The sequence below is a fragment of the Streptomyces sp. NBC_00637 genome, from assembly GCF_045161545.1.
GTDB lineage: Bacteria > Actinomycetota > Actinomycetes > Streptomycetales > Streptomycetaceae > Streptomyces.
In genome coordinates this window covers 20,920-39,445 of the sequence record NZ_CP109047.1, presented here as the reverse complement: position 1 = coordinate 39,445, position 18,526 = coordinate 20,920, and the positions used below count along the sequence as shown (strand labels likewise).

At 72.9% G+C, this 18,526-nt stretch carries 22 protein-coding genes, 2 tRNA genes and 1 pseudogene; 7 read left to right on the top strand and 18 right to left on the bottom strand.

Annotated features, from left to right (window positions below):
• Positions 1-106: 106 nt before the first annotated feature.
• Positions 107-238, bottom strand: a complete 132-nt coding sequence (locus tag OG440_RS38080; protein WP_331752677.1) for a hypothetical protein — start codon at positions 236-238, stop codon at positions 107-109.
• Positions 235-480 (bottom strand): hypothetical protein, encoded by a 246-nt coding sequence (locus OG440_RS38075; protein WP_406011586.1) that lies wholly within the window; start codon positions 478-480, stop codon positions 235-237. The genes OG440_RS38080 and OG440_RS38075 overlap by 4 nt, the downstream gene beginning before the upstream one ends.
• Positions 481-692: 212 nt before the next feature.
• On the opposite strand from OG440_RS38075, the gene OG440_RS38070 reads away from it, so the two are divergent.
• Together OG440_RS38070 and OG440_RS38065 are read left to right on the top strand one after the other, a co-directional pair.
• On the top strand, positions 693-1,712 hold the full coding sequence (locus OG440_RS38070) for a transcriptional regulator (RefSeq protein WP_331752676.1): 1,020 nt from the start codon (positions 693-695) through the stop codon (positions 1,710-1,712).
• 307 nt (positions 1,713-2,019) lie between these two features.
• Positions 2,020-2,529: a hypothetical protein gene (locus tag OG440_RS38065; RefSeq protein ID WP_331752675.1), complete on the top strand. Its 510-nt coding sequence runs from the start codon at positions 2,020-2,022 to the stop codon at positions 2,527-2,529.
• A gap of 617 nt (positions 2,530-3,146) precedes the next feature.
• Here the strand turns inward: OG440_RS38065 and OG440_RS38060 are convergent.
• From OG440_RS38060 to OG440_RS38050, 3 genes are all read right to left on the bottom strand, one after another.
• On the bottom strand, positions 3,147-3,656 hold the full coding sequence (locus OG440_RS38060; protein ID WP_331752674.1) for an HD domain-containing protein: 510 nt from the start codon (positions 3,654-3,656) through the stop codon (positions 3,147-3,149).
• 67 nt (positions 3,657-3,723) lie between these two features.
• Complete coding sequence (locus OG440_RS38055) at positions 3,724-4,272, bottom strand: hypothetical protein (protein ID WP_331752673.1); 549 nt, start codon at positions 4,270-4,272, stop codon at positions 3,724-3,726.
• Positions 4,273-4,359: 87 nt separating this feature from the next.
• A complete protein-coding gene (locus OG440_RS38050) occupies positions 4,360-4,845 on the bottom strand; it encodes a hypothetical protein (RefSeq protein WP_406011585.1) in 486 nt (161 codons plus the stop codon).
• 761 nt (positions 4,846-5,606) lie between these two features.
• Between OG440_RS38050 and OG440_RS38045 the strand changes: the two are divergent.
• A pseudogene (locus OG440_RS38045) lies at positions 5,607-6,411 on the top strand (SAM-dependent methyltransferase).
• A 45-nt stretch (positions 6,412-6,456) separates the two neighbouring features.
• On the opposite strand, the gene OG440_RS38040 reads toward OG440_RS38045, so the two are convergent.
• The 13 genes from OG440_RS38040 to OG440_RS37980 form a co-directional block, all read right to left on the bottom strand.
• Positions 6,457-7,206: a TniQ family protein gene (locus OG440_RS38040; protein ID WP_331752670.1), complete on the bottom strand. Its 750-nt coding sequence runs from the start codon at positions 7,204-7,206 to the stop codon at positions 6,457-6,459.
• Positions 7,207-7,527: 321 nt separating this feature from the next.
• On the bottom strand, positions 7,528-8,493 hold the full coding sequence (locus OG440_RS38035; protein WP_406011584.1) for an endonuclease domain-containing protein: 966 nt from the start codon (positions 8,491-8,493) through the stop codon (positions 7,528-7,530).
• Positions 8,494-9,026: 533 nt separating this feature from the next.
• Positions 9,027-9,581 (bottom strand): hypothetical protein, encoded by a 555-nt coding sequence (locus tag OG440_RS38030; RefSeq protein WP_331752668.1) that lies wholly within the window; start codon positions 9,579-9,581, stop codon positions 9,027-9,029.
• Positions 9,582-9,716: 135 nt separating this feature from the next.
• A complete protein-coding gene (locus OG440_RS38025) occupies positions 9,717-9,842 on the bottom strand; it encodes a hypothetical protein (protein WP_331752667.1) in 126 nt (41 codons plus the stop codon).
• A 285-nt stretch (positions 9,843-10,127) separates the two neighbouring features.
• Positions 10,128-10,961: a hypothetical protein gene (locus OG440_RS38020; protein WP_331752666.1), complete on the bottom strand. Its 834-nt coding sequence runs from the start codon at positions 10,959-10,961 to the stop codon at positions 10,128-10,130.
• A 90-nt stretch (positions 10,962-11,051) separates the two neighbouring features.
• Positions 11,052-11,648, bottom strand: a complete 597-nt coding sequence (locus OG440_RS38015) for a DUF262 domain-containing protein (protein ID WP_331752665.1) — start codon at positions 11,646-11,648, stop codon at positions 11,052-11,054.
• A gap of 130 nt (positions 11,649-11,778) precedes the next feature.
• Positions 11,779-11,964 carry a hypothetical protein gene (locus OG440_RS38010; protein WP_331752664.1) on the bottom strand — a complete coding sequence of 62 codons (186 nt, stop codon included), beginning with the start codon at positions 11,962-11,964 and terminating at the stop codon, positions 11,779-11,781.
• 301 nt (positions 11,965-12,265) lie between these two features.
• Positions 12,266-12,535 carry a hypothetical protein gene (locus OG440_RS38005; RefSeq protein WP_331752663.1) on the bottom strand — a complete coding sequence of 90 codons (270 nt, stop codon included), beginning with the start codon at positions 12,533-12,535 and terminating at the stop codon, positions 12,266-12,268.
• Between the two features lie 270 nt (positions 12,536-12,805).
• Positions 12,806-13,057, bottom strand: coding sequence for a hypothetical protein (locus OG440_RS38000; protein ID WP_331752662.1), 252 nt, complete (start codon positions 13,055-13,057; stop codon positions 12,806-12,808).
• Between the two features lie 108 nt (positions 13,058-13,165).
• Complete coding sequence (locus tag OG440_RS37995; RefSeq protein WP_331752661.1) at positions 13,166-13,429, bottom strand: hypothetical protein; 264 nt, start codon at positions 13,427-13,429, stop codon at positions 13,166-13,168.
• 83 nt (positions 13,430-13,512) lie between these two features.
• Positions 13,513-13,704 carry a hypothetical protein gene (locus OG440_RS37990; protein WP_331752660.1) on the bottom strand — a complete coding sequence of 64 codons (192 nt, stop codon included), beginning with the start codon at positions 13,702-13,704 and terminating at the stop codon, positions 13,513-13,515.
• Between the two features lie 277 nt (positions 13,705-13,981).
• Entirely contained in the window at positions 13,982-14,551 is a 570-nt protein-coding gene (locus OG440_RS37985; protein ID WP_331752659.1) for a hypothetical protein, read from the bottom strand.
• A gap of 268 nt (positions 14,552-14,819) precedes the next feature.
• Positions 14,820-16,550, bottom strand: a complete 1,731-nt coding sequence (locus tag OG440_RS37980) for a hypothetical protein (protein ID WP_331752658.1) — start codon at positions 16,548-16,550, stop codon at positions 14,820-14,822.
• A 325-nt stretch (positions 16,551-16,875) separates the two neighbouring features.
• Here OG440_RS37980 and OG440_RS37975 point away from each other — a divergent pair.
• The 4 genes from OG440_RS37975 (at position 16,876) to OG440_RS37960 (ending at position 18,463) form a co-directional block, all read left to right on the top strand.
• Positions 16,876-16,951, top strand: a tRNA-Ala gene (locus OG440_RS37975).
• 197 nt (positions 16,952-17,148) lie between these two features.
• Positions 17,149-17,225 (top strand) — tRNA-Trp (locus OG440_RS37970).
• 132 nt (positions 17,226-17,357) lie between these two features.
• Positions 17,358-17,915 (top strand): hypothetical protein, encoded by a 558-nt coding sequence (locus tag OG440_RS37965; protein ID WP_331752657.1) that lies wholly within the window; start codon positions 17,358-17,360, stop codon positions 17,913-17,915.
• A 203-nt stretch (positions 17,916-18,118) separates the two neighbouring features.
• On the top strand, positions 18,119-18,463 hold the full coding sequence (locus OG440_RS37960) for a hypothetical protein (RefSeq protein ID WP_331752656.1): 345 nt from the start codon (positions 18,119-18,121) through the stop codon (positions 18,461-18,463).
• Positions 18,464-18,526: the final 63 nt, after the last annotated feature.

Sequence of the window (18,526 nt, the reverse complement as noted above, 5' to 3'; positions counted from 1 at the left end):
CCCGGCTTCCCTACCGCCCTCGCGCGGCAGGCGCGCCGGGCACTGGGCGCCGGCGGGTTCGACGCCGCCCGCACCTGCTGCTGGGCCGGTCGAGGACGCAGGGCGGTCAGATGGCGTCCGTGGTGGTCCGGGCCAACTGCGGGTCCACCGCGTAGACGGGGGTTTGGCCGGGCCGCGGGGGGAGGTGCTCGTTGACCCAGGTCCCCTTCACCCGGGTCCGGCGCCGAGTGAACGTCACGCCCTCGATGGCGTCCGGCCCGTAGACCGGGCCGGAGGGCCGGCCACCACCGCGCACTCGTCGGCATTCACGCCCGGCTCGCTGATCCGCAGGGTGCCGCGGCCACCGCCCCCCGAGTGTCCCCAGTCGTTGCCGACCGCCCGGTATCGCAGGCGCTTCACGGCAATCCGCGGCGCGCCGCTCGATTCCGAACGCCATACCTTCAGCACCTGCCGGACCGTGACGTTGCTGCTTTCCACCACGTCAATATTCGACAGCCCTGGTCGAGTTCGGGGCCCGGTCCCCCCTTTCTCTCAGCGAGGCAGCCAGTGCCGCTCGACGACCGGGTCGCCTCCCTGGTACCGGTGCCACACCAGGGGACCGACGCCCGCTCAGGCGGGGATCCCGGGCCGTGACGGCGCGCGCACGGCCGGCTCGTGCGCCCTGTCCGGCCGGCCCGCCCGGCCGTAGCGTCATGACGAGGCCGCGGCTGCTCGCCAGCGGCATCCAGGGGAAGGGGCCGGGTGTGGAGCGACGGAGTGTGCTGGCGGCGGGAGTTGCGCTGGGGGCGGGCGTCTTCGTCGGCCCGGTGCCGGCGTGGGCGACCCCGGCGCCGCGGTTGTCCGCCGACCCCGGCGCCGCGGGCCGCCGGCTGTTCGCCGCCGGCGCCTACGCCCGGCTCGACGAGGTGCTGCCGCAGCTCCTGGTCGGCGCCGCCCACAGCATGGAGCAGGGCCCGGCCGGCGCCGCCCGGGCCGCTGACGTGTGGGTCCTGGCCTCCCAACTCGCCGTCAAGCACGGCCGTACCGAGGCCGCCGGCGTCTACGCGGAACGAGCTGGCGCCGCGGCCCGCCGCTCCGGCAACCCGGTGGTGCTCGCAGCCGCCGCCCGCGCGGCCGCGACCCCGCTGCGCCGGACCGGCCGAACGGCTGGGGCCCTGCAGCTGCTGGAAGAGGCGCGCACCCACCTGACGGCCGGCTCCCGGCCCACGGCCGCCGAGCTCGACGCTGCGGGCATGGTGGAGCTCACCGCCGCCTACACCGCGGCCCAGGCCCAACAGCCCTCCACCGCGCGCGACTTCGCAGACCAGGCCGAACAGACAGCCGCCCGCCTCGCCCGCCACCCGAACACCGCTGCCAGCCGCCCCCGGGAGCTGACCGCCGGCCAGTGCGCCCTGTACCGGATCGGGATCCACCGCCGCCTCGGCGACGTCGACACCGCCCTCGCCCATGCCCGCCGGCTGCGCCCCGCCCAGCTGCCCACCGCCGAACGCCGCGCCCGCGCCGCCACCGACACCGCCCGCGCCCTCCTTGACGCCGGCGATGCAGCCGGCGCCTTCGCCCAGCTGCGCCTCGTCGAACTCGCCGCCCCTCTGGAGGCCCGCCGGCCCTCGGTCCGCACGCTGACCAGACAGGTCGCCGAGCTGCGGCCCGATCTGCCGGGCCTGAGTGACTACGCACACCGCACTGCGGTGTCCCCCCTCTCACCTGCATAAGCGCCACCCGCGAGCCCGACAGGAACCGCCCGGCCGCGCCCGGGCAGGCACCGACCGAAGGCCGTCACGGCACTCGGCCCGTACGGCTTCCGCCCGGCAGCCGGCGACGCGCGCCCACGCGGGGCGCCGAACCCCTCAGCTCCTGGCCGGCCCGCCAGCGACGTCTCACTCCGCACCGTCGGGTGTTGCAGGGGGAGCTGCAACACCCCTACGTCCCTCCGGGCGGCGGGTGTTCGCCAAGCTCGGCGCGGAGGGCGGGACCCGGCGGATACTGCGGTGAGGCGATCCGAGCGGCGCGGAGGAACAGGTGACCCAGGACGAGATCCGCCACCCGGCGCTGACCGGCGGGCCCTGGCCGGTGATCGGCGTATGGGTACGCCGCGAGGACCGGAGCCCGCGGGCGGCGTCCTGGCGGCCGGCCCCGCGCGTCGTGCTGGAAGACGTCCTCCTGCCGTGCACGTGGCCGGAACTGGAGCGCCTCGCCGAGATCGCCACCGGCCTGAACCGGGCCCGGGTGTACGTGCGGGACCTCGGCGGCACCGAGCCGGACCGGCGCCTCGTGCTGTGCCTGCGAGGAGCACCCGAGGCAGTTCGGATAGAAGGCCCCCTGGCCCCCGTCGCCGAGACCCTGGCCGCCCGGACCCGCGCCGCCGCGCTGCGCGTCGCCGCGATACACCGCGAGGCCGGCCACCCGGAAGAAGCGCAAGCGTGGCGCGCCCGGGCCCGCCGGATCCTCAAGGACGGCCGTGCCGCCCGCCGCGGCCGGAGCCTGCGGGCCACCTCAGCCGGGCTGCCCACCCTCGGTAGGCGCCCCTGAGCCGGCCGCCCGTACGCTGCTGATCGGTGGCGGCGGGACCAGCCTGGCCGCCGGGGAAGACGCCAACGTCGCAAGGTCGAGCAGGGTCGGGGGCTGACCGGGTCAAGCCGCGCCGGAGCCGGGCCACCTCGTGCGACTCCACCCGCAACGCCCCCGCCGCCACACCGCCCACCAACCGGCTGCGCCGAACGGCACTCTGCTGCGCCGGGTACGCCGGTGTGGGCACCTGCGAGGTGCTGGGCGTGGCATCCCGGGGCCGGGGTGTCCGTCGCCGTCGCCATAGTGGTGTCCGTGCCACAGCCGGGGCCGACGCCGACCCAACCGGGGACGCCCGGCGCTGGCAGCGGGGGCCGGCCGTTGCACGCGGCGCCGGCGGCCAGGAGGCGGGAGAGGCTGGCCCGCTGGTCCTCGATGCCGCGGTGGCCGCGTTCGACGTCGGCGAGCACGTGGCGCAGAGCGCAAGTGCGGGATCACGGTCTGCCCGTGGTGGCGGTCCGGGCGTGGCGGGACCGCGGCCCGTACCGCTCCGGTGTGGAGATGGTGCGGCGAGTCGGGCAGGGGTGCTCGGTGTGCGCGTCGTGGGTTGGGCTGGTGTCCGGGCGACGGGGCGGCCTGGGTCAGCCGCTGGTGAGTTCGCTGGTGAGGGAGGGGTTGGCGATGGTGATGATGGTGCGGATGTCTGCGGGGTCTGCGGCGGCCCACAGGGTGGTGCGGGCGGTGCGGTACTTGGCCGTGAGCCGGTCGCGTGTGACAGCGGGCAGCAGGGCGGCGCGGTCGGGTCGGCTGTTGTCGGCGTTGTCGGCGATCTTGACGAGGGTGGCGTCGGGGTCGGCGGTGATGCGGCGGATCTTGTCCTGGTAGGAGGTTCCGGGCTGGTTGGTGACGGCCTCGACGATGTCTACGACGCGGTCGGGCACGCCTGCGGCGCGGAGCTGGCCGGCGGTCAGGCTGGTGTCTTCCAGGGTGTCGTGGAGCAGGCCGGCCATCTGCAGTTCGGGGCCAAAGGGCGCCAGCGCGGCGGCTACGGCCCGCACGTGGCCGATGTAGGGGGCGCCGGTCTTGTCGGTCTGATCGGCGTGGGCAGTCTCGACCAGGTGCTCGACCTCGGCGAGTGTGATGGTGGTCATCGGGCTTGTCCTAACGGTGGTGTGTGGTGCGCCGGTTGCGTGGTCGGCGCGGTTACGCCCGCGGCGGCTAGTCCGACACGCGGCGGGCGATGACGACGAGTTCGTCGGGGGAGTGGGCGCTGCGCTCGACACGGACCTCGAGGGGGCCGAGGCCGCGGTAGGACCGGTTCTTGCCGGTGCGGATGTCCGAGGCCCACACGTCGGCGGTGGTGCGCTTGTCCTGCGGGAGTTCTCGCAGGGTCACCCAGGTTCCCGGGGGAGCCGATTGCAGGTTACGGATGCGTGCCTGGCGCACGTCCCGCGCCGAGGGCGGCTGTCCCTCGGGCAGGACCATGTCCAGGGCGAGAACCTGCGAGGCGTCCTCCGGCGGGTTCGGGTCGTCGGCCTGCGGTAGGCGGCCGACCTCGCCGGCCGCCACCAGCTCGCGCGCGGTGTGCTCGTCCAGCGGCACGTACGCCATCGAACTGCCGGGGTCGAGCCAGTCGCTCGACAGGTACCGGTGGTAGCGGAACTCGCCGCGTGCGGGGTCATAGACGTAGATGCGGCCGTGCCGCTCCACCGCCACCCACAGGTCCTGGTCGTCCTCGCGCACCAGCATCAGGTTGTCTCCGACCACAGCTGACCTCCTTCGTCAGTCAACTCACACAATCATCTTAGGCAATCTAAGTTTATCTTAGATGGGTGGTGGGTGCAACGTGTGCCGTCACCGCTGCTTGACCATGACCGGCACGCCGGCCAGCGTCGCCTTCCTGCCGAGTCCCCGCGGGGTCTCCAGCGCCGCCGAACGCTCGTGCATCTGCCTGCGTGCGGCGAGCCGCTCCTCCGTCGGCCGCTTGGGGTCGCGCAGCACCTCGTAGTCGACGTGGTTGAGCGCCTTGACCCGCATCGACTCCTCGGAATGAGCCTGCAGTTCAACCGTCTCCCCGCTGGGATGGCGGGCCAGGAAGTGCACGCCCTTGTACATGGCGCCCTCGGTGTAGGAGTGGTCCGCCTGCGTGACGGTCCACCCGCGTTCCTGCAGCGAACTGGCCAGCTTCTCGGCGTCGCTGAACACCGTGCGCGGCGTGCGGCTGACCATCGTGTACCGCACGACATCGGTCATCTGCGCCAGGTGCTCGGCGGGGGAATGCCAGGGATTGGCCGAGTGCCGGTCCGCGACCTTCCGAGCCAGCGACTGGGGTGACTTCATCCGGTACTCCAGGCCATCGGCCCGCGTCCCCGCAGGAAGCGACTCCAAAACATCCCCGGTGATGGCGGGCTCCGCAGCCCGAACGGCCTTGACGCGCGCGACAACAGGGCCGGCGACCGCACGCCCGTGAGCGTCGTACAACTCACCCGCCGAACTGCCCCCTGCCACGGCATCCGGCCTGCCGGCCACGGACTGGGGCGCGAGGTCGGCCGCCCCCAACTGCTGCAACCTCTTGTGATTCAGACACCGCCGCCCCCCTCGTGCCTTCGACTGACACACGCTGGCGCACCTCCAGTACTTGATGACTGCCGTACGACCACCCGCGCGGAAATCCACCGAAGCCGACGGTGTCCAGTCGCCAGCACCGCAGCGTGATCGTCCTGGCAGCGTCACCCGGACGTCCTGTGGACAGAGATCTGCGGCCCGGGAGACGGGCGAAGCAGGGGCGGCCGGCTCGGCTCGGGGGAGTCCGGCGGCCGGCGCCGGGGTGGGTACAGGGCGGCGCCGCAGTGGCTGATCCTGGCGCCGAGACCTTGGCCGCCTCGGCGCGCTGCAATTGCAGGCGGGCAGGCTACCCACCGTGTCCTGCTGACCAGCGGGAAGCCGCGAGCGGGGACGCAGACGCGTGCCGGGAAGCGGCGGGCCGTCTACGGTCAGGCGCATGCCGGCGAAGGGGATGCGTTGTGGGTGAATGGGCGGAGCCCTCGGAGGAGTTGGCCGCCGGGCCGGCGTTGGGGCAGGACCGGGCCCACTGCGCGCGGATGTACGACTACTACCTCGGCGGGAAGACCAGTTACGCCGTGGACCGTGAGGCGGCCCGCGCCGTGGTCGAGGCGTTTCCCGCGATCGAGGTGGCCGCCCGGACCAACCGCGCCTTCACACACCGCGCGGTGCGGTATCTGGCGCAGCAGGGGGTGCGGCAGTTCATCGACGTGGGCGCAGGACTCCCGCTGGCTCCGCATCTGCACGACGTGGTCCAGGCCGTCGCGCCCGATGCGACGGTCGTCTACGTCGACAACGACCCCATCGTCCTCGTCTACGCCGACGAGCTGCTGTACGGCAGCGCGGAGGGGACCGTCCGCTGCGTGGAGGCCGACGCGCGGCGTGCTGGCCGCGGTCGAGCGGACCGGGAGCGTCGACTTCGGCCGGCCGGTGGCCCTGTGCCTGCACGACCTGCTGCCGTTCATCCCCGAGGACCTGGATCCGTACGCCGTCGTGGGCCGGCTGCTGGAGCGGCTGGTCCCGGACTCGTATCTGAGCCTGACGCGCTGCACCGGTGACTTCGCCCCGCACGCGTGGGAGGCGGTCGCCGGTGCCTACGGGCGGCGGGGCATCGCGCTGCAGCCCCGGTCCAGGGCCGAGGTGCTCCGGTTCTTCCGCGGCCTCGACCTTGCCGGTCCCGGTCTCGTCACGGCGCACCGGTGGTGTCCCCAACCCGCGGCCGGTCCGGGCCTGGTCACCGACCGGCAGGTCTCGCTGTATGCCGGCGTGGCCCGGAAACCGGCCGCGCAGCCGGTTTCCATCGGCCCGCCCGGATGCCGTGGCGCCCGGGTGGGCCGGCGGTGACGGACTGCAGCGTGGCGCCGCGGACCGCCTTGCCCGGCCGCCGGGTTATGCGTCCGGCGTCGCAGCCGCGTCGGAGTGGTGGTCGCTGCTGAGGGCCGTCTCGAGCGCCTCGAACAGGGCGGGGTCGGCGGGCAGGGGGCGGCCGTCGGCCGGCCAGGGGGTGTCGAGCAGGATCCAGGGGGAGGGCGCCGGGCCGGGCCAGTCGAGGTCGCGTTGAGGATCGGTGTCCACGCGCGAGGGCGGAGCGTCGATGTCGATCAGGCGCACTCGCGGGTCGCGGAGGGCCAGGGCCAGGGCCAGGCTGGAGCTCGTGCGGGTCTTGCCCTCGCCGCCGCGTCGGATCGTCTTGCTGTTCAGGACTTCCTCGGAGGTGCGCCGCAGGGCCTCGTAGGCGGCGGCTGCGGCCGTGCCGATGGTGGCGGGCGGGATGGTGAGGGCGCGGGCCTGGGCGCGGGACATGCCGGTGGCCGCGCACAAGGCGTTCACGGTGTCGTCGGGCAGGCCGTCGGCGAGGTCGGCCAGGCGCTGGGTGGCGGAGGCGCCGGGCTCAAGTCCGAGGAGTTCCATGGCCCGGTGGCGGTGGGTGCCGGCAGCGGCCGCGACACGCTGGATGTAGCCGGGCAGCGTCTCCCCGGGCCGGGGCAGGGGAGCGGACGGGATCCGGGCCGGCGTGCCCTGCTGCTGGGAGGCGCGGGCGGTGACGGCCGCGCGGGCCTGCTCCAGGGTGGTGCCGGGGTTCTCGCGCTGGTACTCGCGCACGGCGCGGGCGAACTGCCTGTTGCGGCGATGGGTCATGGCGTCTCACGTCCCTTGTCGGCCTGCTGCCCCACACGCGCCGGCCGGTCCAAGGTGAAGGAGGCCATGGCGAAGATGCTCGCGCGAGTCTCAGACGTCTGCGGTCCCCTCCGACGGTGTGGGCGTCGAGGTTGCGGACCGGGCGCGGCGCGGTTGCCCGATGATGCACCGCCATCGTAACGGCTGCCGCGGACTCCCACGGGGAGAGCGCCGCGCCCCGTTCGGGGTGGCGGCCCGGTGTGGGGATGGTGGCGCGGTCGCCATCCGTCCGGCCGGGCGGCGTACGGCGGTTGGCCCCGCCCTCGTGGCTGTGGGCGGGGATCAGGCGGTGTAGGGGTCGAGGCCGGTGAAGGCGATCTTGCGGGCGTCGCGGCGGCGGTCCTGGGCACGGTCGGGGTGGAGCAGCTGCAGGTGCGCGGCGGGCGGGTTGTCGAGGTAGTCGGCCCAGGGGCAGCCGGACAGGTGGGGGCAGCCGTCGATGGAGGAGTTGCACGGTTGGCAGAGCAGCCCGCGGACCAGTCCGGTGAAGTGGTCGTGGTCGATGTAGTTGCCCCAGGCGTCGCTACAGCCGGCGCAGAGCGGGCCGAGGGTCTCGACGAGCCGGCGCCGCAGCCGGCCCTTGGCGGTGCCCGGGGTGATGGGGGTCGGCCACTGCCCGAAGTCGAGGCGGGCCGGGCAGCGTTCGGCGCGCGGGATGGCGGCGAGGTCGGCGACGGAGTCGTCGCCGAGGGCGGCCTCCCAGCGCCGGTCGCGTATCTCCAGGCCGTCCGCGACCGCCAGGTGCCCGGCGGTGTTGGGGCGGATCGGACCGTGGGGGTCGGGGAAGTAACCGCCGGTCCGCCCGTCGGGATGGACATACAAGTGCTGCACGTGGAGGACGCGGGCACGGCCGGCGTGCGTGTGCAGCACGCCGCACGCCATCCGCTCACCGAGGCGGAGATGGAAGAGGCCGTCGTCGCCGCGGACCGCACGGGCGCCGGTCCAGTTGCCGGGGCGGGGCCGGTGCCCCTCTGTGCAGGGCCGGCGGTGGTCGGGCAGACGCAGGAGGTCTTCGACGTCTTCGTAGGAGTGGGTGAGCGCTCGCCGCCACAGCATCGTCTCCCGCCGTCGCTCGGGCAGTTCGTCCAGCGTGCCCGCGACCGTCGGCTGCCGGATGCCGCCTGCGCCGGCCTCATCCAGTCCGTCCGGCAGCCCCGGGCATTCCGCGGCGGGCGAGGCAGAGGCGGCAGCCGGCCGGTCACGCCGCGCGCCCGGCCGGCGCCACAGGCTTCTCATACGGGTGAACACAGAGGGAGCTCCTCTCGGCGAGCGGCCCGGGTGACCGTTTCCTGAACAGGTGAGGCGGCGCTGGTTCTTGGCGCTCGTGGCTGCCGGTGGGATTCGGGCATGCTCGGCGGCCAGCGCTGTGGAAGTCGGCCGCCCGGTGCGAGCCCGCCCTCCTGCTTTCCTCCGCGGTGCGCTGGGGGTTCAGCCCGGGGCGCGGGGCCGGCCGGACAGCGCTCGGCTCGTCGGCGACCGCGGGCTGGAGACGCAGGGGCGCCGTCCCGGCAAGGCCGTCGTGGGCAGCACCGCCGCCCCGGTCTACGCCCGGCTGGCGAGCGGGGCCGTCGCGGGAGTTCACCCCCGGCCTCTCGGCGCGGGCCCTGCGCGGCGACGGTCACCCGGCCAGGCCGAGCCGGCGGCGGCCGCGCCTCGTGGTGTCCCCTCTGCCGGCGGGGCGCCGTGACGGCCGACAGCCTGGTCTGACCTGTGCTGACAGCTATTGCTCGGCCTGCTGAGGCCGGGCACCGTAGCGGCGCCCGGCGGGTGGGGATTGCGGGTCAGCCGGTCGGCTGGGGGCGGTGGTCGCGCAGGTAGACGGCGAGTCGCTGGCCCCAGGCGGCGCGGCTGATGGCGCCGCGGCTGACCTGCCAGCGGAAGTGGGCGGCCAGATTGGCCTGGCCGGGCCAGGCCGGGCGCCACTGCTCGCTGTCCTGCTCGACGGTTCGGGCGCCCTCGGGGTAGGCGTCGGTGAACTGCGCCCACACGACGGCCTGGCGGGCCTGCTCGGCGGCGTGGCGCAGGAGCTGGGCCGCCTGGGCTGCGGACAGCGTCCATCCGGTGATCTTCTTGCAGCAGCCGCGGCCCACGGTGAGCGCCTGGCCGGTGACGGGGTTGGTCACGTCGTACAGGTGCTTGAGCCGACGCGGGCAGTGATCGCAGCGCTGCCCTTCCTTGCTGCTGCGGATCGCGGTGAGGTGCCAGTCCGTGGTGCCGATACGAGCGCTGATCATGGCTGGAGACTCCGGTAGCGGGGGCGGGGGGTGTGCGAGGTCCTGGTCGATGACGGCGGCCCTGCCGTGTTCGGCCTCGGCACCGCGTTCGTGGGTGGCCATGCCGGTCCTGCCGTAGCCGGGCCGTTGCCGCAGGTGGCCTCGCTGGTACGGCAGTTCAGCGGGGGAGTCCGGTGAATGAGGGCCCGGGCTTCGCCGCCGTCCCGGAGGACACACGAGGCGGCGTGGCGGGGCCGCTCACTGGAGGCTGGAGAGCCATTCGACGAGGACGCCGAGAGTGCACAGGAAGGCGGGAACGGCGAAGAAGGCGAGGATGCCCTTGAGGATGTCGAGGGGGGACTCGTCAAGGTACTGGGACTTCATCCGGGGGCTCCCTGAGGTGAGGCGACATCTATAATTTACACATCAGCTCAAGTTGTGTCAATTTAACGAGCCTTTATCCCGCATGGTTCCCTTAGGCGGTACGCGGGCGCTCTGGCCGGCGGCCCGGGGGATCGAAGTCTCCGCGCCTGGACGCGCGCACCGTGTGCAGGTCGGCCGGCGCCGTCGTCGCCTGGCCGTCGGGCCGCCGACACCGTCCGCGCGCTGGTGGCCCGCAGCCGACGTGCCGCGTGCCCGGCGTTGGAAGGGCTGGCTGCGCGGCGGGGGTCAGAGGTTGTGCCGAGTGCGGTAGATCTTGATGAGTTCGGCGGTGGCGTGCCGGGCCGCTGCGTCTTCGGTCTCGCCGTTGTCGCAAGCCTGCAGGTAGTAGTTCCTGGCCTGGGTCTTCATTCCGGGCATGAGCAGATATGCCAGGACGGTCTGCCAGTCGTGGCCGGGGAGGTTCCGCGCGACGGTGTCGTGGATGGCGGCGACGATGGCGTGGGCCACGGCGTTCTCGCCGGTGATCTCAGGCAGGCTGCCGATGTCGGCGTGGCCGGTGTTGAGAGCGGTGGTGTAGCGGACCACGAGGCCATGCATCGGGCCGCGTGCGGGCAGGGGGTAGCTCTCTTCGGGCCGCTGGTCGATGCGGCCGCTGCCGGGGGTCGGGGTGGTGGTCCCCTGGCCAGGGTGAATCGGGTGTCCCGCCGAGGTCGGGCGCGGGCTCGCTGCGGGCGTCCGGGGACGGCGTCCATGCTGCTGAGAGGCCGAAGTTGCAGCGGAGCGCAGGAGGGCGATGACGTCGCTCTGCGTTCGGTGGGGCTGCTCTTCCCAGTCCCACAGCCCGTGCGGGCTGTCGGTCCCGAGCTCGTCGAGGAGAGCTGCGAGCGCGCCGGTGCTGACCAGTCCGGGGGTGCCCTCGGGAGTCTCCCCGTTGGTGTGGCCGATCACCTCGGCCACGGCCTGCGTGATGCGCAGAGGGCCGTCCGTCACGCGGGGCCAGCCCATACTGCGCGGCGCCCAGCCGACCGAGGCGAGCAGGTCGGCGGCCAGGTGAAGGGCGGCTTGCTGCATGTTCGGCAGGTGGGAGAGGTCGCTGTCGGTGGCACGCGTGAACGGCACTTCGGATCCTCCGGTGGCAGGGGGGCGTCTGGGCCTTGCGAATAGGGAGAAGGCCTGGCAGTCGGCGTCGACCAGCCCGGGGCGGGCTGGTCAGGTCGCGGCGACGCGGGCGGCGTTCGCCATCGTTTCGTCGGTCTGCGGGGTGCCGCCGCCGTTGACGAGCAGATACAGCGCCGCTTCCTCCTCCACGGTCGCGCATTCCTTGGCCTCGGCGATCAGCAGCGAGCAGTAGCGGTCCATGAACCGTTGGCCTGCGTCGGACAGGCCGCGGAACCGGACGTAGGGGCCGTCCTCGGTGTCCTCGGTGGCAGCAACGAGATCGGCATCGAGCCACGAGGCCGGGATGGCGAACTCGTTGTGACGCCACATCAGGGCGGTGGTGAGGCGCTGCTTCCCGTCCACGCACGCCCACAGGGCTTCGCCGGTCTCGTAGACGTCCTCGCCGCCGTGCGCCTTCACCCAGGCGGGGTTGGTGCGATCGGAGAGGATGACGACGCCGGGAGGCAGCCCGCGCAGCCAGGACTGGACGAGGGCCATGCGCTGGTCCTCGGTCCAGACGTCACCCCGCTGGTAGGGCGGGTTCAGGTCGATCATGCGGTCTTCCATCCGGTGCACCAGATCGCCGAGCGTGAAGTACGTCGGGCGGAGGCTGATGTGGTCGAACGGGACGGCCGTCTGGCGTGTCATGGTCTGCCTCTTTCCTTCTTCAGGATGTCCACGACCTCAGCGAAGGCGGGAAGCCCTTGGCGAGGGAAGAGCTGCTGGTCTGAGCCCGGCGGCGCTGTGCCGCCGGGGCTGCCCGCCCGGGGCGGGCAGCTCAGGAGTCCCGCAGGGCCTCCCACGCGCAGGAGCTGCAGCTCCAGACCTCGTCCGAGGGCTCGCCGAGCCCCACGGCGGTGGGGTGCTCGTCCCGCTCGGTCGCCTCGCCCTCGCAGCCGGGGTAGTTGATCTCGCACTCGGCGACGGTCGACAGCATGTCGTTCAGCGTCTTCACGTTGCTCATGAGATCCCCCTGGAGGCGTGTGGTCGGCGGCGGTGCGGTGTGCACCCCCTTGCTGCAATCCATAATTTACACAAGATTCGGAGAATGTGCAAATTAAGCGAGCTGGAATGGTTGGTTATGGAGGGGGTTGCAGTCGAGCGGGGTCGGGGGCTGACCGGGTCGAGCCGCGCCGGAGCCGGGCCGCCTCGCGCGACTCCACCCGCAACGCCCCCGACGGCCTGCGCCAGCGGTACCGCGCGGATCGGGGCGCTGAGGGGTGTCCGACGGGCAGCGGCGGCCGGATGGCCGCCCTCAGCGGTGATCAGAAGCCGCCGAAGAGCGCGGCCCGCCTCCGGTCCTGCTCCTCCTCCCAGGCGTACTGGTCGTTGGTCTCCGCGGCCCGGAGCCAGCCGTTCTCCGCGTCGGCCTCGAGCTTGTACCAGCGGTAGTCGTCCAGTTCCTCGCGGGTGAAGGTGTCGCCGTCCAGCTCGGGGATGAACAGGGACACGGCGACGTCGGTGTCGGGGATGCGGGCGGAGGCGTCGGCCAGGGCGTGCGGGGCGCCCTTCTTCGCGGTGTTCAGGCCGGGCATGGGGTCTGTCTCCTCGGTGGAGCGGGGCCGGGCGCCGGGGCGGGCCCCGGGGCTTCGGGCAGTGGTCGGGCGGGCGGCGGCGTCTCCTCGACGGCCTGGGCGTCGGGAGTGAAGCGTTCGGGGGTGTCCGTGAACGCCGTCTCGTTGGGGGGATGGGGCGGTGTGGCCGGCCTGCGGCACCGTCAGCCGGTGGCGACCGGCGGTCTACGGGCCGGGGCGGTTACCTCGGGTCGGCGTCGTGGGCGCGCAGGTCGCCGACGCGCTCGTCGGTCACAGCAGTCCCTGCGGGTCGGCGAACAGGGCGGCGGTGCGCGCCCACTGGTGGCGGTCGCCGTGGCCGTCGGGGATGAGGACCGCGTTGCGGGAGGCGGCGATCAGCTGGGCGCGGCGGATCCCGTCGAAGCCCAGCTCGGCGACCGCCGTCTGGCGCATCTGGACGGCGTCGTGCGGGGTGACGAGGGAGCCCGTGGGTAGCTCGGACAGGTAGATGGCCTGACCGGCGGGCGTGAGGGTGGTGTCCATCGTGGGCTCCGTTCGGCCGGGTGAGGTATTCGGTTGGCGGGCGCGTCAGGAGGGGCTGACGTTCTCCCGGCGGCGGGTGAGGGCTGCCCGCGCGGGGCGGGCGGCCCGTCAGGAGTACCGTGCGGTCTCCCACAGGCAGGAGCCGCAGCACGGTGGGTTGGTGCCGCGGGCGCGCAGGTCGCTCAGCGCGTCGGACCACCAGGAGCGGACCGGCCCGCGCCGTCTGTCCAGCGACCATGCGGTGTAGCGGTACGGCTCTTCGATGGCGACGACGCCGACAGCCGTGTAGCCGGTGGTCAACGTGGCGGCGCAGATGAGCCGCAGGGTGTCGTCGCCGTCGACCGGGAACGCTTCCAGACTGGCAGTGATCATCGGGGCAGCTCCTCCTGGCGCGGGATACGGGGTGGTTCGGCTGCTGGACGCTGGGGGCTGCCCGCGCAGAGGCGGGCGGCCTCTCAGGAGTCCCGCGCGGCCTCCCACGCGCAGGAGCCGCAGTACCAGACCTCGAGCCAGTCGTTCGGCTCGCCCAGGGCGACGCCGGTGGGGTGGACGTCCCGCTCGATCGCGGTCCCCTCGCAGCCGGAGTAGCCGATCTCGCACTCGGCGACGGTCGACAGCATGTCGTTCAGCGTCTTCACGTTGCTCATGAGATCCCCCTGGAGGCGTGTGGTCGGCGGCGGTGTGATGTGCACCCCCTCACTGATCTATAATTTACACACATTCAGGAGTATTGGCAAATAAAACGAGTCGTCAATGTTTGCGCGGGTGGACCGCGGGTCGATTCCCGCTGGCAGGGGCCTTCTTGGCGGGCCGGAGAGGCCACGGCACCCGGACGGCGGGGCTTGATGGCGCTCACCGTTTCCGCACCGCTGTATCAGGATTGCGTGCGTCGGCGGCCTGGGCCGCGGTGTCGGGTTCGTCGTGTCAGGGGGTTCGCGCGGCTGTGTAGCCGCTGATCCTCTCGGTGTCGTGGTGCATGAGCGCGGACAGGGCCTCACCCGCCCAGAGGGCGAAGGTCAGCGCGATCTCGCGTGCGTCCTGCACCTCGTGGCCGGGGCGGAGGTAGCCGAGGTAGGCAACGGCGAGGCGGGTCAGGTGGTCGGCGGCCGTGGTCTGGGACCGGGCGGCGATGACGGACGTGATCTCCATGGCGGTCGGGCCGGCGGGGTGCGCGTGGCGCTGCTGCGCGCAGACCTGGTCACCGAAGTCGCGCAGCCAGCGCTCGAACCGGTCCTGGTCCTGGCCGAGTTGCTGGAGACGGTAGCCGCACCACTCGGTCGCCAGCCATTCGGTCAGCAGCAGTGAGTCCTCGCGGAGGGTCCCGGCGGTGTGCCAGGCCTGCAGCGCGGCCGTGAGGGCGCGGGACATTTCGAAGTCGGCGGGAGGAGAGCCCTGTTCGTCCTGGGGGCGGTGAGCGGCCTCACCATGGGCGGTCATCTTGATCAGCAAGAACGCGGTGGCGCGCGGTTCGGGACGAGTGGTGGCGTCAGGCACGGGGGACTCCGGTGTGGTGTCAGGGGAGGGACGGCGGTGAGCAGAGAGACGCTTCGCGGACGAAAGCGGTCAGTCTGGTGCGCCTCGTCGGGGGTGAGGCCCGAGCGGGTCGGGCAACGGTCCGTACGTCGGGCGTGAACACCGTGACGACGGGCCCGGGTTGTGGTGTCCCCGCCCACGGCGGGCGGTGCTGAGGGCGCCCGCGCGAAGAAGTGCGGGGGAGGGCCGGCGGCCGGGGCGCAGCGGCCCGGGTCCGGCCGGTACCCGCTCAGTCCCGCGCGTGCCGGCTGGGTCGGGGCGGGTGGTGGCGGCCGCGGCCGCGGGCGCGGCGCTGGAGTTCGTCGCGTACGTACGCGCAGGCCTCGGCGGCGGGCAGCCGCGCGGTGCGCGAGGTGATCGGCTTGTCGTCCGCGGCCAGTGCCCAGGCGTCCGGGTCGCCGAGGTGCATCAGCCGCCTGCCGGCCAGTCCGGTGGCCGCGGCGATGCGCGCGCGGTCTCCGGCCGGGTCTCCGGGGACGATGAGCCGGCCGCGGGTGACGGCACGCAGGCGGGGCAGCACCTTCTCCCACTCCCGCGCCCCCGAACGTGGCCGGTCCGCCGCGGCGCTGGGGTCCTGGCCGGCGACGGCGGCGTCGAGCAGGACGGCGCCGGTGGCGGCGTCGACGACGGCGACCTCCACGAGCACTTCCGCACCCGGCTCCGCCCCGGCTGTGTCCCCGCCCGGGCCGGGCGCCGGAGCGGCCCGGGTGCACAGCACGACCGCGGCGCCGTCTTCGAGCAGCGGCCGCGCCCACCGGGCCCTGGAGCCCCAGCGGGTGCCTCCGATCTGGATGTCGCTGTGGTGGCGGCCGGCCAGCGGGTCGCCGCGCAGCTGCGCGGCGACGTCCTCGGCGGTCGGCCCGCCGTGCTCGTCGTGGCTCCAGTCGAGCTCCCAGGCGCCGGTGAGGTCGTCGAAGTGCGCCCAGACGTCGACCTGGTGGCGGTCGGCGAGGGCGGCGGCGAACTGGTGGACGGTCTCGGCCCGCTCTGGGACGCGGGAGATGAACTCCCGCAGGGGGCTTACCTGTCCGGCCCGTACGGCGCGGACCGCCTCCCAGTCGACGCCGGGCATCTCGCGCAGTGCTTCGACGTCGCGCTGGGTGTAGTACGGCACGTCGATCCACCGGCGCCGCCCGACCTTGACCTGCTCGGTGCTCGTGGGGGTGATCCAGCCGGCCTTCACCACGAGTGTCCAGTCGCTGGGGCGGATCTCAAGCAGGCCGGCCGCCTCGTCGGAGCGCAGCAGCCTGTCGCCGGTGATGCGTTCGCGCAGGTCCTCGTCGGCGGCGAGCGCGTCCAGGCCCTCGACCGGATACCGGCCGCCCAGGCCGGCGGTGATCCGGCCCTCACGGGCGACCTTCTCCAACTCGGCCTGGCTGAAGCCGATCCGCGCGGCCTCGGACGGCGGCAGGCTCACCGCGCACCAGGCCTTCCACTCCTGCTCGCGTCGCGCCTCCGCCTGAAGCCGCTCGCCGATGACGGCGGCCAGCGCCTCACGTCCGGCGGGTGTCAGGCTGCGGGCGTCCTTCACCGAGTACAGGGGGCCGTGGTAGTCGCCGACGACGCGCAGGTGCCCGCGCTCGGCCAGTGGGGCGACGTCGGCGGCGGTGACAGCGAGAGCGGTCACCTTGGTGAGGATCTCCTCGGCGAGCCGGTAGGCGCCCAGGCCCTGGCGGTCGGCGATCGCCTCGCGCAGCTCCTCCACGCGGCCGGCGACCTGGTCGGCCGCCTCACGGCTCCAGCCGCGGGAACTGGTGCACTCGGGGACGATCCCGAGTTCCTGGCCGCGGGTGACCATCCACGGCTCGACACCGAGCTCGGCCGCCAGCTGCCCGCGGTTGACCACCGCCGACCTGCCCGCCTTCGCGGCGGTCCGCGCGCCAGCCGCGCCCGGCACCCTCGCAGCACCGGCCGCCTCCGCCAACGCCCCGCTGCCCGGGGCCTTCTGCTGCTGCGTCACATCCCACCGCCTTCACCGGAGTTGGCGCCCGCAGGGCGCTGATGCCCTGGGACCGTACTCCTCGCACACCGCGCTGCGCAACTTCAACATGGCCTCTGACCAGCTATTTTGTATCTTGCAAGACGCAATCGGGGGAGTGCTGGGGAGAGGATCGGCGGCCGGTCGGGAGTGATGCCGCGAAGCTGCGCCGGCCGTGAAATTCTCACCACTCACGACTCGTAAAGTTTGCGCTCAGTGCTTAATCAGTGGTAAACTATAGCTATCAGCGGGGGCGATCGAACCCGCTGATGCCGGGCAGCAAGGAGCGGCCGATCCGCGTTGCCAGGCAGGTCCGTAGCTCAATCGGTAGAGCGTCCCCTCAGCAAGGGGAAGGTAAGGGGTTCAATTCCCCTCGGATCGCGAAGTGCTGGTGTGCGCCCCTCCAGAGGCGCTGCCCCGTTGAGAGGGCGCACACCGGCACGTGTACGGGCCCGACCGGCTGATCCCCGGTCGGGTTGAAGAGTGGGGGACGCCCTGCTTGGGACGTTGGTGTAAGCGCACTCCCCGTGTGGGGAAGAGCGGGGGTTGCGTCCCGCACGTCCATCACCCACTTCACCGTGGGGGTGTAGCTCAGAGGTTCAGAGCGCCGGTCTCCAAAGCCGGATGCCGCAGGTTCGATTCCTGTCACCCCTGCCACCCACCGGCGCCGTGTGGCGCCGCCCCGGACCGAGATGCCCGCCGTCACGCGTGAGCCCGGTCCGTAGACACCCGCCGAGCCGAGCCGCAGCGAACGCCTGCCTGCGCCGTGCTCTGACCGAGGAGGTCCCCTTGGACATCACCGAGCCCGTCACCGAGCCGACTTCCTCCCTGGCCCCGGTCCACCCACCGCTGGACCGGCAGGCAGTGCTCGACGTGCTGGACCGTTCCGAGGACCCCCTGACGATCCGGGAGCTGATCGTCGCCCTCTACCGGTCCGTCCGGCCCGGCGAGGCGTGGCGGTACAAGGACATCGAGCGCCTGCGCACCGCGGACCGCTACCGCAAGCTGATCCAGTCCATGATCCGCTCCGGCGCGCTTGTGAGGACCGGGTGGGGCTCCCACCACATCGTCAGCCACGCGCAGTTGCGCCGCTGGCGGGGGGAAACGACAGGGGAAACACGGTTCACGGTCGTCGCCCTCAAGCACGACGAAGTCGATGAGTGGATCATCGTCGCCTGTCTGCGGGACGTCGTCATGCGTGACGACCAGTGGACGCCCCTGCCCACGGAAGCGAACTGGTCGCGCTACTGCGGCACGTTCGAGGCCGCCGACGGCGAGGAGGCCGTGGAGGAGGCACTCGCCGCCTGGAGGGCTGAGGAGGACGACGAGGACGACGAGGACGAGTGAAACCGCTTCGGCGGTGTGTCCCCCTCGTACGTCCGCCTGATGAGCCGCTGTCGCGCCGATCCCGGTGCACAGAGGCGATGGCCCCTGCCGGGGCGCGATCGCCCAACCCCTGGCTTCCTCCGGGACGTTCACGTCTCGGAGGAAGCCGGCTGCCGCCAGCCTGGCCGGCACCCCCGGCCCGGACATACCCGAAGGAGCGCCCCGTGGCCCGCTACCGCAACCGGCCGAACGCGATGCTCGCCGCGCCGATCGTCACGCTCCCCACCGCGATCGCCCGCCACGCCTGCGCCGACCTCCTGGACCGATGGGACCCGTACTGGCACCGCCTGGCCCACCTCATCACCCCGCAGCTGTTCCCCGGCAGCGCCCGCCACACCCTGACCCTGGCGCCTACCGACCTCCACGACCTGCTGACTGTCCTGCTGGACATCGTCCTCGACTTCTACGCAGGCGAACTCTCCGCCGAGAAGTGCGGCTTCACCGAGGCCGACATCAAGGAGGCCATCGACCTCCATCACCACCACTACGGGCCGATCTGGGACTACTGACCGGCGCCTTCCGCCCTGCCCGCCCCGCATCACTCGAACTCTTGCCACGTCCGGCCCTGGAGG

Excerpts from the sequence above, each read along its gene's own strand:
- OG440_RS38070 (WP_331752676.1), top strand. The coding sequence starts at position 693 with ATGACGAGGCCGCGGCTGCTCGCCAGCGGCATCCAGGGGAAGGGGCCG.
- OG440_RS38060 (WP_331752674.1), bottom strand. The coding sequence starts at position 3,656 with ATGACCACCATCACACTCGCCGAGGTCGAGCACCTGGTCGAGACTGCC.
- OG440_RS38050 (WP_406011585.1), bottom strand. The coding sequence starts at position 4,845 with ATGAAGTCACCCCAGTCGCTGGCTCGGAAGGTCGCGGACCGGCACTCG.
- OG440_RS38040 (WP_331752670.1), bottom strand. The coding sequence starts at position 7,206 with ATGACCCATCGCCGCAACAGGCAGTTCGCCCGCGCCGTGCGCGAGTAC.
- OG440_RS38030 (WP_331752668.1), bottom strand. The coding sequence starts at position 9,581 with ATGGCCACCCACGAACGCGGTGCCGAGGCCGAACACGGCAGGGCCGCC.
- OG440_RS38025 (WP_331752667.1), bottom strand. The coding sequence starts at position 9,842 with ATGAAGTCCCAGTACCTTGACGAGTCCCCCCTCGACATCCTCAAGGGC.
- OG440_RS38015 (WP_331752665.1), bottom strand. The coding sequence starts at position 11,648 with ATGACACGCCAGACGGCCGTCCCGTTCGACCACATCAGCCTCCGCCCG.
- OG440_RS38010 (WP_331752664.1), bottom strand. The coding sequence starts at position 11,964 with ATGAGCAACGTGAAGACGCTGAACGACATGCTGTCGACCGTCGCCGAG.
- OG440_RS38005 (WP_331752663.1), bottom strand. The coding sequence starts at position 12,535 with ATGCCCGGCCTGAACACCGCGAAGAAGGGCGCCCCGCACGCCCTGGCC.
- OG440_RS38000 (WP_331752662.1), bottom strand. The coding sequence starts at position 13,057 with ATGGACACCACCCTCACGCCCGCCGGTCAGGCCATCTACCTGTCCGAG.
- OG440_RS37995 (WP_331752661.1), bottom strand. The coding sequence starts at position 13,429 with ATGATCACTGCCAGTCTGGAAGCGTTCCCGGTCGACGGCGACGACACC.
- OG440_RS37990 (WP_331752660.1), bottom strand. The coding sequence starts at position 13,704 with ATGAGCAACGTGAAGACGCTGAACGACATGCTGTCGACCGTCGCCGAG.